The 14,563-nt window shown below is 63.7% G+C and carries 16 protein-coding genes; 9 read left to right on the top strand and 7 right to left on the bottom strand.

The window, feature by feature from the left end; genetic code table 11:
• Positions 1 to 33: 33 nt before the first annotated feature.
• The 4 genes from SPHS8_RS08675 to mutM form a co-directional block, all read right to left on the bottom strand.
• Complete coding sequence (locus SPHS8_RS08675; RefSeq protein ID WP_201515152.1) at positions 34 to 639, bottom strand: peptidylprolyl isomerase; 606 nt, start codon at positions 637 to 639, stop codon at positions 34 to 36.
• A 37-nt stretch (positions 640 to 676) separates the two neighbouring features.
• Positions 677 to 2,089: a chromosomal replication initiator protein DnaA gene (dnaA, locus tag SPHS8_RS08680; RefSeq protein WP_201515154.1), complete on the bottom strand. Its 1,413-nt coding sequence runs from the start codon at positions 2,087 to 2,089 to the stop codon at positions 677 to 679.
• Between the two features lie 432 nt (positions 2,090 to 2,521).
• A complete protein-coding gene (gene rpsT, locus SPHS8_RS08685) occupies positions 2,522 to 2,785 on the bottom strand; it encodes a 30S ribosomal protein S20 (protein ID WP_097090809.1) in 264 nt (87 codons plus the stop codon).
• Between the two features lie 117 nt (positions 2,786 to 2,902).
• Positions 2,903 to 3,715, bottom strand: a complete 813-nt coding sequence (gene mutM / locus SPHS8_RS08690; protein WP_201515156.1) for a bifunctional DNA-formamidopyrimidine glycosylase/DNA-(apurinic or apyrimidinic site) lyase — start codon at positions 3,713 to 3,715, stop codon at positions 2,903 to 2,905.
• A gap of 106 nt (positions 3,716 to 3,821) precedes the next feature.
• Between mutM and SPHS8_RS08695 the strand changes: the two genes are divergently transcribed.
• The 9 genes from SPHS8_RS08695 (at position 3,822) to SPHS8_RS08735 (ending at position 12,417) form a co-directional block, all read left to right on the top strand.
• The gene (locus tag SPHS8_RS08695) at positions 3,822 to 4,553 is read left to right on the top strand and encodes a class I SAM-dependent methyltransferase (protein WP_097090807.1); all 732 of its coding nucleotides are present in this window, start codon (positions 3,822 to 3,824) and stop codon (positions 4,551 to 4,553) included.
• 91 nt (positions 4,554 to 4,644) lie between these two features.
• Complete coding sequence (ubiB, locus tag SPHS8_RS08700) at positions 4,645 to 6,186, top strand: 2-polyprenylphenol 6-hydroxylase (protein WP_201515157.1); 1,542 nt, start codon at positions 4,645 to 4,647, stop codon at positions 6,184 to 6,186.
• Positions 6,183 to 7,430 carry a bifunctional phosphopantothenoylcysteine decarboxylase/phosphopantothenate--cysteine ligase CoaBC gene (coaBC, locus tag SPHS8_RS08705; protein WP_201515159.1) on the top strand — a complete coding sequence of 416 codons (1,248 nt, stop codon included), beginning with the start codon at positions 6,183 to 6,185 and terminating at the stop codon, positions 7,428 to 7,430. The genes ubiB and coaBC overlap by 4 nt, the downstream gene beginning before the upstream one ends.
• On the top strand, positions 7,405 to 7,869 hold the full coding sequence (dut, locus tag SPHS8_RS08710) for a dUTP diphosphatase (protein WP_201515161.1): 465 nt from the start codon (positions 7,405 to 7,407) through the stop codon (positions 7,867 to 7,869). The genes coaBC and dut overlap by 26 nt, the downstream gene beginning before the upstream one ends.
• The gene (locus tag SPHS8_RS08715) at positions 7,866 to 8,633 is read left to right on the top strand and encodes a HesA/MoeB/ThiF family protein (protein WP_201515162.1); all 768 of its coding nucleotides are present in this window, start codon (positions 7,866 to 7,868) and stop codon (positions 8,631 to 8,633) included. Before dut ends, SPHS8_RS08715 begins: the two co-directional genes overlap by 4 nt.
• Complete coding sequence (locus SPHS8_RS08720; protein ID WP_201515164.1) at positions 8,621 to 8,986, top strand: DsrE family protein; 366 nt, start codon at positions 8,621 to 8,623, stop codon at positions 8,984 to 8,986. The genes SPHS8_RS08715 and SPHS8_RS08720 overlap by 13 nt, the downstream gene beginning before the upstream one ends.
• 111 nt (positions 8,987 to 9,097) lie before the next feature.
• Positions 9,098 to 11,080 (top strand): threonine--tRNA ligase, encoded by a 1,983-nt coding sequence (gene thrS / locus SPHS8_RS08725; RefSeq protein ID WP_201515485.1) that lies wholly within the window; start codon positions 9,098 to 9,100, stop codon positions 11,078 to 11,080.
• A gap of 124 nt (positions 11,081 to 11,204) precedes the next feature.
• On the top strand, positions 11,205 to 11,738 hold the full coding sequence (gene infC / locus SPHS8_RS08730) for a translation initiation factor IF-3 (RefSeq protein ID WP_021238112.1): 534 nt from the start codon (positions 11,205 to 11,207) through the stop codon (positions 11,736 to 11,738).
• A 295-nt stretch (positions 11,739 to 12,033) separates the two neighbouring features.
• Positions 12,034 to 12,417, top strand: a complete 384-nt coding sequence (locus SPHS8_RS08735; protein WP_201515166.1) for a VOC family protein — start codon at positions 12,034 to 12,036, stop codon at positions 12,415 to 12,417.
• 57 nt (positions 12,418 to 12,474) lie between these two features.
• Here the strand turns inward: SPHS8_RS08735 and SPHS8_RS08740 are convergent, their stop codons facing one another.
• The 3 genes from SPHS8_RS08740 to SPHS8_RS08750 are packed head-to-tail and all read right to left on the bottom strand — an operon-like array spanning position 12,475 to position 14,427.
• Positions 12,475 to 13,587, bottom strand: a complete 1,113-nt coding sequence (locus SPHS8_RS08740; protein WP_201515168.1) for a zinc-binding dehydrogenase — start codon at positions 13,585 to 13,587, stop codon at positions 12,475 to 12,477.
• Positions 13,588 to 13,601: 14 nt separating this feature from the next.
• The gene (gene msrA / locus SPHS8_RS08745) at positions 13,602 to 14,273 is read right to left on the bottom strand and encodes a peptide-methionine (S)-S-oxide reductase MsrA (protein WP_201515170.1); all 672 of its coding nucleotides are present in this window, start codon (positions 14,271 to 14,273) and stop codon (positions 13,602 to 13,604) included.
• A complete protein-coding gene (locus SPHS8_RS08750; RefSeq protein WP_201515171.1) occupies positions 14,260 to 14,427 on the bottom strand; it encodes a hypothetical protein in 168 nt (55 codons plus the stop codon). The genes msrA and SPHS8_RS08750 overlap by 14 nt, the downstream gene beginning before the upstream one ends.
• Positions 14,428 to 14,563: the final 136 nt, after the last annotated feature.

Genomic DNA, 14,563 nt, shown 5'->3' on the forward strand with positions numbered 1-14,563 from the left:
GGAACCGCGAGCGGGTTTTGAGCGGTGTCAGGATCAGGGCAGACGGCGTGCGGTGACGATCCGCACGGGTTGCTCCAGCATCTGTCCTTTCATCACGCCCTCGCCCGCCGTGGGCGATTTGGGCGTCGACAGGATCGAGCGGACGGCTTCCATGCCTTCCACGACATGGGCGAAAACAGCAAAGCCCTGATTGTCGCCCGGTGAAGCGGGCTGCGCGTCCATGCTTGGCATCTTTCCCAGGACGATGAAGAAGTCGCCGGTTGCGCTGCCAGGCGCATAGCGCGCCATGGACAGCGCGCCGTCATCATGGGTGAGACCGGTTTGCGTGGTCGGCTCATGCGCGATGGGCGGCAGGACGCGGGCGGGATCATTTTGCGTTCCGCCCTGTACGAACCCATAGTCCGTCGTTCCCACAGCCCGGTAGAAGCCGGTTCCGTCCAGTCGCTTCTGATCGACATAACGCAGGAAGTTGCGCGCGGTGACCGGCGCTTTGGCGACATGTACCGCTATGATGATCCGGCCAGCGTTGGTGTCGAGCGCGACCTGAACATCTTGCGCGGGCGGCGAAGCGGGGACCTGAGCGGCGGCCGGGACGAAGGACAGCAAGGCGGCGAGCAGGAAAGCGGCGTGGCGGATCATGGCCTGATCCTAGCCGTTCTCCGATAATCTGTCAGCGTCAGTTTTCCAGCTGCCGCTGCAGCGTGCGAATGTCGGCGTCTATGTCGGCATTGGTCTGCCGCAGTTCCTCGATCGTGCGCACGGCATGGATCACGGTGCTGTGATCGCGGCCGCCGAAGATGCGTCCGATTTCCGGAAGAGAGCGAGGCGTCATCTTCTTGGCAAGGTACATGGCGACCTGCCGGGGCCGCGCGACGGCGCGGGCGCGACGCTTGGAGCGCATTTCGGCGGCGTCGATCTTGTAATGCGCGGCGCAGACCTTCTGGATCTCGTCCACCGTGATGCGGCGCGCGTTGGCGCGCACGGCGTCGGCGAGCATGCTTTGCGCAAATTCCAGATCGACGGAGCGGCCGGTGAGTTGGCCGTAGGCGATGAGTTTGTTGAAAGCGCCTTCCAGCTCGCGGATGTTGGAGCGGATGGAGCGCGCGAGGAAATCGACGACGGCGTCGGGGACCGGCGGATCGCCCGCTATGGCGCGCTTGGCTTCCAGGATGGACAGGCGCAGGTCAAGGTCCGCCGGGCGGATGTCGGCGACGAGGCCGCCCGCGAGCCGGGAGAGGATGCGAGGGTCGATCGAATCGAGCAGCTGCGGCGCGCGATCGGCGGTCACGACGATGCGTGCGCCCGAGTCGATGAGGTCGTTGATGGTGTGCAGGAATTCCTCCTGCGTCGAACCCTTGCCCGCGATGAACTGGATGTCGTCGATCAGCAGCAGGCGGGCGGCGCGCAGACGCGCCTTGAACATCATGGTTTCGTTGGCGCGCATCGCGTTTACGAATTCCATCATGAACCGCTCCGCCGACATGTAGAGGACGGGCGCGCTGGGCGAATGACTGGAGAAATGCTGGGCAATGGCGTGGAGCAGGTGGGTCTTGCCCTGGCCGGTGCTGCCATGGATGAAGAGCGGGCTGAAGCGCGGCTGCGCTTCTGCGGCAATGGCCTCCGCCGCGGAAAAGGCGAGATGGTTGGACTCGCCCGTAACGAAATCGGCAAAGCTGTGGCGCGGCTGGAAGTTGCAGGCGGGCGCGCCCTCGACGGGGATCGGGGCAGCAGCAACCGGTTCTTCAGCCGGAGCAGATTCGAGCAGGCGCGGGCCGACCGCATTGGGCGCGCGGCGCAGCCTGACCTCGCGGACGCCCACGCCAGCGCAGCGCCAGGCCATGCACAGCCGATCGCCAAAATGGCCGGAGACGAAATTGGCCGTGAAGTCGGAAGCGAACAGCAGGTCCAGCGTCTGGGATTCCGGGCAATAGTCGCCCAGCTGAGCAGCCTTCAGCCACTGGTCGAACATGCGTGGGCCAATGTCGCGGCGAAGCCCGGCGCGGATCGCATCCCACGCCGATTCCAGACGCGCATGGTCATGCGATGCCTGAACGCTCGAACTATTCGCCACTGCCGTGAAACCCTTCATAAACAGTCGACCCCCATCAACTGTGCCCCTGCCTGGCAGGGACAATCAGACGCAAGAAGCCCTTTGGGAAAGCAGCACTTTCCCAACATATCTGCGTCAACAAACCTAATGACGATCGCCGGAAATCGATTCGAGTGGCGACCAGAGAGTTGAAAATAGACAGGCATTCTCCGCCTGATCAAGGGCAGGCCCGTTCAAAAATGTGAAATAAAGACGTTGACTCGGAAAACCGGGGAAAACCGGAAATCCTTGTTTATATCCTTATATTTCAATCACTTAATCAATATACGGATTCGGGCACTTTTGCTCGAATCGTTGGGGAATCGCGGGAATCTGCGGGACTCCGTTACGGCTGCGTGACGGACATATGAAAAAACCCGCCCCAGAGCGGGACGGGTCTTTTCAATTTATTTGACGATCGAGTGAAGCGGCTCAGGCGAGCGCGCTGACTCGCTTCGTGAGACGGCCGAACTTGCGAGCCGCGGTATTCTTGTGCAGGACGCCGCGGGCAACGCCACGGGCCAGTTCAGGCTGGACGGACTGAAGCGCCGTGGCCGCAGCCGCCTTGTCGCCAGCGGCGAGAGCGGTTTCGACCTTCTTCACCAGGGTGCGGATCCGGCTGATGCGGGCGCCGTTGATTTCGGCGCGGCGTGCGTTGCGGCGGATGCGCTTCTTGGCTTGCGGCGTATTGGCCATTTAAAGTCCTCAGTCTCGTCAAATCGCGTGAATAGGGCTCGTCGGAATCGCCAACCAGCCCCGTGAAGGTGCGCCCCTTACAGGGGATAAGGCGGAGCGTCAACGGCAAGACGCGCGCTATTTCTGGCATTTCGGGCAGTAGAAGGTCGATCGGCCACCATCCACACGGCGCCGGATCACCCCGCCACAGGCGCAGCTTTCCCCTTCCCGACCGTAGACGCGCCACTGTTTGGAAAAATAGCCAAGCTCCCCGTCGGGCCGGGCATAATCGCGCAAGGTCGATCCTCCGGCCGCGATCGCGGCGGTCAGCACTTCGCGAATCGCGTCGGTCAACAGGCCGAGCCGCGCCCGGCTGATCCGCCCGGCTTCCCGCGTGGGAGAAATGCCGGCCATGTTGAGCGCTTCGCAGACATAGATGTTGCCCAAGCCCGCGACGATTCGCTGATCGAGCAGCGCCGCCTTGATCGATGTCGCCTTGCCCTGGAGCGCGCGGGCCAGATAGGCGGCGGAAAAGTCGGGGCCCAGCGGTTCGGGGCCCATGCGGGTAAAGGGGGCATAAGCCTGCCACGCATCGCTGCGGACAAGGTCGAGCGAACCGAAGCGGCGGGGATCGTTCAGCGAGAGCAGATGGCCGTCGCTGGTCTCAAGCAGCAGATGGTCATGCGCGCCGATCTCCGCCGGATCGATTCGCCAGCGCCCGGACATGCCGAGGTGAAAGATGAGCGTGTCGCCACGATCCGTCTCTATCAGCCCATATTTGGCGCGGCGGGCGAGCGAAGTGACGGTCGCGCCGGTCAGCCGCTGCCGCAGGTCGACGGGGATCGGGAAACGCAGGTCGGCCCGGCGTGGTTCGACGCGAGTGAGAACCGTGCCCTCCAGGACCGATCGAAGTCCCGCGACCGTGGTTTCGACTTCTGGCAATTCGGGCATTCAGATCGTTCCGGAAGCTGTTGTAGAGGCAGTGACAAATCACTGAACATTTTCGCCGATCTGGGGTGTTTCCACCGGACATGCAAATGCTCTAGGAGGCTGGCCCATGAACGACACCGCTTCTTTCGGCTATCGCGACGTGGATGCCTCTGAAAAACAGGGGATGGTCCGCGCGGTCTTTTCCAATGTCGCGTCCAAATATGACCTGATGAACGACGCCATGTCGGCAGGCGCGCACCGGCTGTGGAAAGATCAGTTCGTCAGTCGTGTGAAGCCCCGCAAGGAGGAAGCGATCCTCGACATGGCGGGCGGCACGGGCGACGTCGCTTTCCGCTTGGCTAAGCATGGCGCGCGCGTCACCGTGTCCGACATCAATCCGGAAATGCTGGCCGTGGGCGTCGAGCGCGCGAAGAAAAAGGGCCTGGAAGGGCTGATCTGGTCGGAGCAGAATGCGGAGGAACTGACGTTCAAGGATCGCAGCTTTGACGCCTATACGATCGCCTTTGGCATCCGCAATGTGACGCATATCGACAAGGCGCTGCGGGAAGCGCACCGGGTGCTGAAATTCGGCGGGCGCTTTTTCTGCCTGGAATTTTCGACGACGACATGGCCGGGATTTTCCGATGTATATGACGTCTACTCCCATCGGCTGGTGCCCAAGCTCGGCAAGCTGCTGGCGGACGACGAGGACAGCTACAGATATCTGATCGAATCGATCCGGCGCTTTCCGCCCATGCCTGAATTCGAGCGGATGATCCGCGAGGCGGGTTTCGTGCAGACGAAGGTCGAGCCGATCCTGGGCGGATTGGTGGCGATCCATTCGGGGTGGAAGATTTGATGGTGCCGAAGCTCGCTTCGCTCGCGCCCACCCCCTGCCCTCGAAGAGAGTCACGTGCCTCCCTTCGACGCCTGCGGGAGGGGAGCCAGTAGTGCCATCCCACATCACGCATATCTGGCGGCTGCTGAAATGGGGCCGGACGCTGGCGCGGCATGGCGCGCTGCGAGGGATTGAGCGCGATCCGCTGACGCCAGCGCCGGTCCGGCGTCTGGTGCGGGTGGCACGGGTCGGCGCCAGGGTGCCCAGGGAGCCGCGCTATGCCGATGCGTTTCAGGCCATCGGGCCTGCGGCAATCAAGCTGGGGCAGACATTGGCGACGCGCCCCGACCTGGTCGGCGATGAAGCGGCGAACGATCTTCTGCGGTTGCAGGACGCGCTGCCGCCAGTGCCGTTCGCGACGATCCGCGCGCAGATCGAGCAGAGCTTCGGGCGTCCGTTGGAGAGCATCTATCGCAGCTTCGACGAAGTACCGGTAGGCGCGGCTTCAATCGCGCAGGTGCACCGCGCCGTCACGACCGACGGGCGCGACGTGGCGGTGAAGGTGATCCGGCCCGGCGTCACGGACCAGTTCAATCGCGACATCCAGACCTATGAGTGGGCGGCTGCTCATATGGAGATGCTGGGCGGGGAGGCCGCGCGATTGCGGCCGCGCCTCGTCATCGCGAACCTCAAGCGGTGGACGGCACGGGAGCTGGACCTGCGCCGCGAGGCCGCATCGGCATCCGAACTGGCCGAGGCGATGGAGGCGATGCCCGGCTATCGCGTGCCGGTTATCGATTGGGATCGCACGACCGGCAAGGTCATGACGATGGAGTGGATCGACGGGATCAAGATCTCCGACCGCGACGGCCTGATCGCGGCGGGTCATGACGTGAAGGAACTGGCTGCGCGGCTGGTCAACGCCTTCCTGCGGCAGGCGATCGCCGAAGGTTTCTTCCACGCCGACATGCATCAGGGGAACCTGTTCGTCACCGGCAATGGCGACATCGTGGCGATCGACTTCGGCATCATGGGGCGGATCGACCGGCGGGCCCGCATGTGGCTGGCGGAGATCCTCTACGGCCTGATCACCGGCAACTACAAGCGGGTGGCAGAGATCCATTTCGAGGCGCAATATGTGCCCGGCCACCATAATGTTGAGGAGTTCGCTACCGCCCTGCGCGCCGTCGGCGAGCCGATGCGCGGCAAGCCGGTGCGCGAGCTTTCGGTCGGGGGCATGCTGGACGGGCTGTTCGCCATCACCCGTGATTTCGACATGCAGACGCAGCCGCACCTGCTGCTGCTGCAAAAGACGATGGTGATGGTGGAAGGCGTGGCAACCGCGCTCGATCCCGACATCAACCTGTGGGAAACGAGCGGCCCTTATGTGAAGGAGTGGTTGCGCGCGGAACTGGGACCGGAGGCCAAGGCGGCCGATGCGCTGATCGAAAATTGGCGGACGCTTCAGCGGCTGCCGGGCCTTGTGCGCCGGATCGAGGAAGCATTCCCGGAGAAGGGCGGCGCGCCGCCGCCGCCGCCGCTGACCGAAGTCAGGCTGATCCGCATCGGCGGCGGGTGGCGCTATGCCGCCGTGGCGGGGATCGCCGCGGTGACTGGAGCGGTCGTTACGGCCCTGCTACATCTGCAGCTATGACTCAGCGCCGCATTCTCCTGATCGTCGCCGGTGGCATTGCCGCCTACAAGTCGCTGGAGCTGGTGCGGCTGCTCAGGAAGCGCGGCATCGCGGTGCGCGCGGTGTTGACCGATAGCGCGACCAATTTCGTGACGCCGCTGTCCCTGGGCGTGCTGACCGAGGATCATGTCTATGGCGACATGTTCGACCTGAAGGAAGAGCGGGAGATCGGGCATATCCAGCTCAGCCGACAGGCGGACCTGGTGGTGGTCGCGCCCGCGACGGCGAACATTCTTGCGAAGATGGCGAATGGCATTGCCGATGATTTGGCAACGACGCTGCTGCTGGCGACGGACAAGCCGGTGCTGGCGGTGCCTGCGATGAATGTGCGCATGTGGCATCATCCGGCAACGCAACGGAACCTGGCGCGCCTGCATGCCGATGGCGTCCACCTGATGGAACCCGATAGCGGCGAGATGGCTTGCGGCGAGTTCGGCAAGGGGCGTCTGCCTGAACCCGAAGCGATCGTCGCGGAGGTTGAGCGGTTGCTTGAACGTCCGGCGATGAAAGACCCGCTTGCCGGGCAGCCGGATTTCGAAGGGGCCGAACTGCCGCTCAAGGGACGCCATATCCTGATCACCGCCGGGCCGACGCATGAGCCGATCGATCCGGTGCGCTACATCGCCAATCGTTCTTCGGGGAAGCAGGGCTTTGCCATCGCGGCGGCGGCGGCGCGGGCTGGCGCGCGCGTGACGCTGGTGGCCGGGCCGGTGCATTTGCCGACGCCTGCGGGCGTGGACCGCATCGATGTGGAAACGGCACGGGACATGCTGGCTGCGGTCGAAGGCGCGCTGCCCGCCGACGCGGCGATCATGGTTGCGGCGGTTGCCGACTGGCGCACGGCGGATGCTTCCGGGCAAAAGCTCAAGAAGGATGGATCGGGCAAGCCTGCCCCGCTCGCGCTGGTGGAGAATCCAGACATTCTTGGCACTCTGGGCAAGCATGCGCAGCGCCCTGCCCTGCTGATCGGTTTCGCCGCCGAGACCGAGAAGGTCGCGGAATATGCGCAGGCCAAGCTGGCACGCAAGGGCGCGGACTGGATCATCGCCAATGACGTATCGGGTGACGTCATGGGCGGCGACAGCAACAGCGTGCATATCGTCACGGCGGACGGCATCGAAAGTTGGGAACAGCTGCCCAAGGATGCCGTCGCCACTCGCATCATCGAAAAGGTCGCTCATGCCCTCCCCCCTCTCCCCCATTGAAATCCGCCTGAAGCGCCTGCCCCATGGCGAGGGCTTGCCGGTGCCCGCCTATGCGACCGAACATGCGGCGGGCATGGACGTCGTGTCTGCCGAGGATGTGATCATCGTGCCAGGTGGGCGGCATGCGGTGGCGACGGGCTTCGCGATGGCGATCCCCGATGGCTATGAGGTGCAGGTGCGGCCAAGGTCGGGCCTGGCGCTAAAGCATGGGATCAGCCTGCCCAACACGCCCGGCACGATCGATGCGGATTATCGCGGCGAATTGAAGGTCATCCTCATCAACCTGGGCACCGAGCCGTTCGTCATCTCGCGGGGTGACCGCATCGCGCAACTGGTGGCGGCTCCGGTGCAGCTGGCGCGCTTTGCCGAGGTCGAGGAACTGGACGAGACGGTCAGGGGTTCGGGTGGTTTCGGATCGACGGGAGTGAGTAGCTCATGACCTTTTCCGACGAGCAGCTGGAACGCTACGCCCGCCATATCGTCCTGAAGGAAATTGGTGGGGCGGGTCAGGCGCGGCTGCTGTCGGCCGATGTCGCGGTGATCGGTGCGGGCGGCATCGGCAGCCCCGCGATCCTCTATCTCGCGGCGGCGGGCGTCGGCACGATCCGGGTTATCGATGACGACCATGTCGCGCTTTCCAATTTGCAGCGGCAGGTGCTGTTCGGCACCGGCGACGTTGGCGCCCCGAAGGCCGAGGCCGCGATGGCGGCGGTGGCCAGGCTCAATCCCGATGTGAAGCTGATCCCCATCAATGCGCGGATCGATGCGGATAATGCCGCCCTCATGCTGCGCGATGCGGATGTCGTTCTGGACGGATGCGACAGCTTCGCGACGCGGCTAGCGGTGGCGGATTGCGCGCAGCGGCTGCGCATCCCGCTCGTGTCGGCCGCGGTCGGGCCGTTCGAGGGGCAGCTTGCGACCTATCGCGGCTGGGAAGGCGACCAGCCCTGCTATCGCTGCCTGGTCGGCGATCCGCAGGATGCGCCAGAGCGGAACTGCTCCGAGACGGGCGTGATCGGCGCGCTCACCGGCGTGATGGGGAGCCTCGCCGCGCTGGAAGTCATCCGCGCTCTCGTTCCGTTCGGCGCGGACATGGCGGGCAAGCTGCTGCTCGCCGACCTGCTTTCCATGCGGTTCCGCACGGTCAGCGTCGCCAAGGACCCCGGCTGCAAGGCGTGCGCCGCTGAACTATGCGCGAACTGAGGATCGTCGTCGCCACCGCTGACGCAGAGCGGCTGCGCGGCGCGCTGGTGCTGGCCAGCGCGCAGGCGGCGCTGGGGGGAGCGGCCAGCATATTCCTGCAATTGGATGCGGTGGCGCTGCTGCGGCACCCGATTACAGCTGCGGGGGACGCGGCACATGTAGCGGCTGGCCTGCCCCGGCTGGGAACGCTGATAGAGGAGGCCGTTGCGTTGGGAGTGACTATCCTCGCGTGCCAGAGCGGCCTCATGCTGGCGGGCATGACCGCGGACATGCTCCCGCCGGAGGTGGAAGCAGGCGGCCCCGTCTCCTTTCTGCAGGAGACCAGCGATGAGGCCCGCCTGCTCTTGGCATGAGCTTTCACCACAGCCCCTTCTATTGACAGACGGGGCCGCCCATTTATGGGGAAAGCGCGGCTTTTTGCGCTGCTTGCCTCCACTCACAGAAAGACCTGTCCCTTGTCCGCCATGCTCAAGATCACCCTGCCCGATGGTTCCGTGCGTGAAGTCGCGCCCGGCACTACTCCGGCGGATATTGCGGCGGCGATCGGCCCTGGTCTGGCCAAGGCGGCGATCGCGGCGCGGGTGGATGGTGAACTGCGCGATATCATGCGCCCGCTGGAGCAGGATTCGCAGCTCGCTTTGGTGACGAGCAAAGACGAAGCTGACGCACTGGAACTGGCGCGGCATGACTTCGCGCATCTTTTGGCGGAGGCCGTGCAGGCGCTGTTCCCAGGGACGCAGATCACCTTCGGCCCGGCGACGGACGATGGCTTCTACTATGATTTCGCACCGAAGGACCGGCCCTTCACGGAAGAGGACCTGCCTGCGATCGAAGCGAAGATGCGGGAGTTGATCGCGGCCAACAAGCCTCTTCGCCGCGAGGTGTGGACGCGCGAAGACCTGATAGCGCGCTGGAAGACGGAAGGCGAGACGTTCAAGGCGGAATGGGCGGCAGAGCTTCCTGAGGGGGAGGAGCTGACCGTCTACTGGTCGGGTGGCGACTGGCTCGACATGTGCCGCGGGCCGCATCTGGCTTCGACCGGCAAGCTCGATCCCAACGCCTTCAAGCTGACGCGTGTGTCGGGCGCCTATTGGCGCGGCGATCAGAAGAATGCGATGCTCTCGCGCATCTACGGCACCGGCTGGCTGAACAAGAAGCAGCTCGACGCGCACCTGACGCGGCTTGAAGAAGCCGCGAAGCGCGACCACCGCAAGCTGGGCGCGGAGATGGACCTGTTCCACCTTCAGCAGGAAGCGCATGGCTCCGTCTTTTGGCATCCCAAGGGCTATCTGATCTGGCGGGAGCTGGAAGCCTATATGCGCCGTGCCATCGATGCAGGTGGCTATCGCGAGGTCAAGACGCCGCAGGTGATGGACGCGCGCCAATGGGAGCAGTCCGGCCATTGGGGCAAATATCGCGAAAATATGTTCGTCATCCCCGACGAAGTGCCGAACGTCGAGGATGAAGGGCCGCTGGTGTCGGACGATGCCGACTGGATGGCATTAAAGCCCATGAACTGCCCGGCGCATGTCCTGATATTCCGCCAGGGGATCAAGAGCTATCGCGACCTGCCGCTGCGCTTTTACGAGAATGGTTGCTGCCATCGGAACGAGCCGCATGGCGCGCTGCATGGGCTTATGCGCGTGCGGCAATTCACGCAGGATGATGCGCATATCTTCTGCCGGGAAGACCAGATCGTGGCGGAGGTGCAGGCTTTTTGTGAGCTGGCCGACCGGATCTACAAGGATTTCGGCTTCACCTACTCGATCAAGCTGGCGCTGCGCCCCGACAAGCGCTTCGGCACTGAAGAGATGTGGGACAAGGCCGAGGAGGAACTGCGCAACGCCGTTGCCGCCGCTGGCCTCAACACGCCGGAATATGGCTGGGAGGAATTGCCGGGCGAAGGTGCCTTCTACGCGCCGAAGCTGGAATGGCATCTGACCGACGCGATCGGGCGGACATGGCAGGTGGGCACGATCCAGTCGGACCGGGTTCTGCCGGAGCGACTCGACGCATCCTATGTGGGCGAAGATGGCGAACGGCACCGGCCGGTGATGCTCCACAGGGCGATTTTCGGGTCCTATGAGCGCTTCATCGGCATATTGATCGAACATTATGCGGGCAAATTCCCGCTCTGGCTCGCACCGGTGCAGGCGGTGGTCGCGACCATCGTTTCGGATGCGGACGACTATGCGAACGAGGTGGTGGAGAAGCTTCGGGCGGCGGGAATTCGCGCGGAAGTCGACGTCCGCAACGAGAAGATCAACTATAAGGTTCGCGAACATAGCCTTGCCAAAGTCCCGAATTTGCTGGTTGTCGGCCGCCGCGAAGCCGATGAAGGCACGGTGGCGTTGCGCGAGCTGGGCAAGGAAGGGCAAAGCGTCCTTGCCGTCGATGATGTCATCGCGCGCCTTGCAAAGGACGCACTGGCTCCCGATATGCAGTGAGGCGGCAATGCCACACGGGGCCGGTGAATCCGCAACTGCGGACTTGCCGCCCCTTTCGGCTTTGCGCTAAAGACCCCGCCAGATTCTTGAAGTTTCCATAGGAGAAGCCGCTATACGTCCCCCAATGATGCGCCGCCCGATGGCGCCGCCGCCTAAGTCCGGTCCCCGTTACAATGAGTTCATCACCGTGCCCAAGGTGCGCGTGATCGACGACGAAGGCGAAAATCTGGGCGTGATGTATACGCAGGAGGCTATCGAGCGCGCCTATGAGATCGGGCTGGACCTGGTCGAAGTGTCGCCGACCGCCGATCCGCCGGTTTGCAAGTTCCTAGACATCGGCAAGTACAAGTACGAGGCCCAGAAAAAGGCGAATATCGCCCGCAAGACCCAGAAGACGCAGGAACTCAAAGAGATCAAGATGCGTCCGAACATCGACGATCATGACTATGATACGAAGATGAAGAAGGTCCATGATTTCATCGGCGACGGCGACAAGGTGAAGATCACCCTGCGCTTTCGCGGCCGCGAATTGTCGCACCAGCAGCTCGGCATGCAGCTGCTCCAGCGCGTGGCGGAAAATGTCGGCGAGATCGCGAAGGTCGAAGCCTATCCGCGCATGGAAGGCCGCCAGATGCTGATGGTGCTGGCGCCGAAATAAGGCTTGCCGCTTTGGCAGATGCAATTGGGCGGGGTTTGGGTTCAGGCTCCGCCCATTTTGTTATGGAAACGCCGGGGCGCGGAGCGTGAAGCAGTTGCAGGGACGCGAGCTCGATGAGGGTCGACAGCGAGCTTCGGCTGGTTCATGCATCAGGCGCGGCAAAGATAAGCCGTGGTCTTGTGAAGCTTTTCCGACCCATCGGCTCGGTGAGTTTCAGCTTTTATGCGAAGCGTTTTCCGGACGGACCGGCAAGTCCAGTTGGTGCGGGCCGCTCGAAATGGCAGAGAGGGTGAATATGTTCAGCCACATCATGGTGGGCGCCAACGACATTCAGGAATCCAAGCAATTTTACGACGCGACGCTGGGCGCACTGGGCGTCCCGCCGGGTTTCATCGACGACAAGGGCCGCGTCTTTTACATGACGCAAAGCGGCGTGTTCGCGATTTCCAAGCCGCTGAACGGTGAGCCGGCAAGTGCTGCAAACGGGGGCACCATCGGCTTTTCCGTTTCTTCGCCCGAGCAGGCCGACGCATGGCATGCGGCGGGCATCGCGGCAGGCGGCGCGACCTGCGAAGATCCGCCCGGCGTTCGTGACGGTGGCATGGGGAAGCTGTACCTCGCCTATCTGCGCGACCCGGCGGGCAACAAGCTGTGCGCGCTGCACCAGATGTCGGCCTGAGCTAGGCTGGGTTTTCAGGAGCGCGACCATAGCGCTCCTGAATTTTCGCGTTTCAGGTCAGTTTGGAACGACCAGATATTTTTCGCCAGTGCGCCGGGCATTGTAGGTGAGCACCGCATCGCGGCTGAGCGCTTCGGACAGTGAAATATGGCCCTTATAGTGGCTGGCGAAGGTGGTCGTGATATTGTCCATCACGCGCTGCTTCATCCGTTCGATCGTTTCCGGCCCGGCGCTTTGCAGGAAGGGGAAGAGCAGCCAGCCACCGACAGACCAGCCAAAGCCGAAGCTCCGCGTCAGGATGGTGGGCGAAAGGTCGAGTGCGCCGTAAATATAGGCTTGTTTAGGACTGTCAGAGCCATAGCGGCTGTACGGGGCGTCCTTGCTGGCAACCTGTTCCATGGCGTGCAGGATCTGGCTGACGAGATGGCCGCCACCGATCGCGTCGAAGGCGATGGTCGCGCCAGTTGCGGCGACGGCGGCTTCCAGTTGAGCGGCGAACCCTTCTTCCGAACTGTTGAGCACATGTTCGGCGCCGATATCCTTGAGGATAGCCACTTGAGCATCGTTGCGCACGATGTTCACCAGCGGAATGCCATCTTCCTGGGCGATGCGCACCAGCATCTGGCCAAGGTTGGAGGCCGCGGCGGTATGAACGATCGCCGTGTGCCCTTCCCGCTTCATCGTTTCGACAAAGCCCAGCGCGGTCATGGGATTGACGAAGGCGGACGCGCCCTGCTCCGCCGTCACGTCGTCGGGCAAGACCATGCAGGCGCGGGCATTCACGGTGCGATATTGCGCGAACATGCTGCCGCTGATCAGGGCGACGCGCTTGCCCAGCAGGGCCTGTGCTTCGGGCGAATCGCCAGCGGCGATGACGGTGCCGGCGCCTTCATTGCCGATCGTCATTGGCTGACCGACCCGCCCTGCAAGCGCGCGGCGCGCGGCGTCGGGCATGCGTGCGACGATGCGGCCTTCGCTATATGCGGCGTTTTCCAGGTCGGCAGACGCGAAGAGCAGCGCGAGGTCGGACGGGTTGATGGGCGCGGCCTCGACACGGACCAGCACTTCGTCCGCCTGCGGAGGTGGGAGCCTCTCCTCGGCAAGTTCCACGATCAAGCGACCATCCGCATCCAAGGTCGACAGGAGTTTCAGGCCTTGGATCTCGGTCATGTCGCTTTCCTTTCTCAGGCTGAAGGGCGGGCGCTGTAGAGGCTGGGGTACATCGCCTTGAACGCGGCGAGCTTGGGCATGTCCCACCGTTTGATATAAGGATGCCGCGGGTTGCGGGTCAGGAAATCCTGGTGATAGGCGTCAGCGGACTGGAAGCCGGTGAACCGTTCCACCTTCGTCACGATCGGGTCGCGCCACAGGCCTGCCTTGCCCAATTGCGCGAGATAGGCGCGGGCCGCCTTGTCCTGGCCGGGCGTCAGCGGAAAGAGCGCGCTGCGATATTGGGTGCCGCGATCGGGGCCCTGATAATTGAGCGTGGTGGGATCGGCGATGACCGAGAAGAAGACGCGCAGCAAGGTGCCGTAGCTCACCTGACGCGGATCATAGGTGACGCGGACGGCTTCGGCGAACCCTGTGTCGCCCTGGCTGACGCGGTCATAATCGACCTTGAGTTTGGCAGGGCCACCGGCGAACCCGGAGGTGACGAGGCGCACCCCCTTGATGTGGGAGAAGACGCCCTCCACGCCCCAGAAGCAGCCGCCAGCGAAGACAGCGGTTTCGAGCCTGCGCGTCGCTGGAGCGTCTATCGCGGGCGCGGGAGCGAACACCGGGCGCTCGGCGCGCAGGGGAGAGGCAACGGCGATGGCCGCCGAGAAGACGAGGAGAAAGGCGTTAACGCGCCGCATGTTCGGTCGCCTGCGGAGCGCTTTCGGGCGCGGCCATGGCGGGGGTGGTCAGCGCAGGAGGCTCGGCTACGTGAAAGGCGAACAGGCCAGCGGAGCCGATTGCGAAGCCGCCGAGGAATCGCAGGAAGAGGTCCGACTTCAGGAATGTCAGCATGGCTTTCTTCCTTTCTATCTTTGCCTGGGCGGAGGGGGATAGCAGCAGGCGGGTTAGCCTTTGGTGAACAAGGTCGACCAATCAGTTTCGAGTTGAAACGCGATATAGGCGGCCGGGTTCTGGCTGCAAGAGACTG

It is taken from the genome of Sphingobium sp. S6, from assembly GCF_905120495.1.
GTDB lineage: Bacteria > Pseudomonadota > Alphaproteobacteria > Sphingomonadales > Sphingomonadaceae > Sphingobium > Sphingobium agri.

Coding starts and splice junctions, on each gene's coding strand:
- SPHS8_RS08675 (WP_201515152.1), bottom strand. CDS start 639: ATGATCCGCCACGCCGCTTTCCTGCTCGCCGCCTTGCTGTCCTTCGTC.
- dnaA (WP_201515154.1), bottom strand. CDS start 2,089: ATGAAGGGTTTCACGGCAGTGGCGAATAGTTCGAGCGTTCAGGCATCG.
- rpsT (WP_097090809.1), bottom strand. CDS start 2,785: ATGGCCAATACGCCGCAAGCCAAGAAGCGCATCCGCCGCAACGCACGC.
- mutM (WP_201515156.1), bottom strand. CDS start 3,715: ATGCCCGAATTGCCAGAAGTCGAAACCACGGTCGCGGGACTTCGATCG.
- SPHS8_RS08695 (WP_097090807.1), top strand. CDS start 3,822: ATGAACGACACCGCTTCTTTCGGCTATCGCGACGTGGATGCCTCTGAA.
- coaBC (WP_201515159.1), top strand. CDS start 6,183: ATGACTCAGCGCCGCATTCTCCTGATCGTCGCCGGTGGCATTGCCGCC.
- dut (WP_201515161.1), top strand. CDS start 7,405: ATGCCCTCCCCCCTCTCCCCCATTGAAATCCGCCTGAAGCGCCTGCCC.
- SPHS8_RS08715 (WP_201515162.1), top strand. CDS start 7,866: ATGACCTTTTCCGACGAGCAGCTGGAACGCTACGCCCGCCATATCGTC.
- SPHS8_RS08720 (WP_201515164.1), top strand. CDS start 8,621: ATGCGCGAACTGAGGATCGTCGTCGCCACCGCTGACGCAGAGCGGCTG.
- thrS (WP_201515485.1), top strand. CDS start 9,098: ATGCTCAAGATCACCCTGCCCGATGGTTCCGTGCGTGAAGTCGCGCCC.
- infC (WP_021238112.1), top strand. CDS start 11,205: ATGATGCGCCGCCCGATGGCGCCGCCGCCTAAGTCCGGTCCCCGTTAC.
- SPHS8_RS08735 (WP_201515166.1), top strand. CDS start 12,034: ATGTTCAGCCACATCATGGTGGGCGCCAACGACATTCAGGAATCCAAG.
- SPHS8_RS08740 (WP_201515168.1), bottom strand. CDS start 13,587: ATGACCGAGATCCAAGGCCTGAAACTCCTGTCGACCTTGGATGCGGAT.
- msrA (WP_201515170.1), bottom strand. CDS start 14,273: ATGCGGCGCGTTAACGCCTTTCTCCTCGTCTTCTCGGCGGCCATCGCC.
- SPHS8_RS08750 (WP_201515171.1), bottom strand. CDS start 14,427: ATGCTGACATTCCTGAAGTCGGACCTCTTCCTGCGATTCCTCGGCGGC.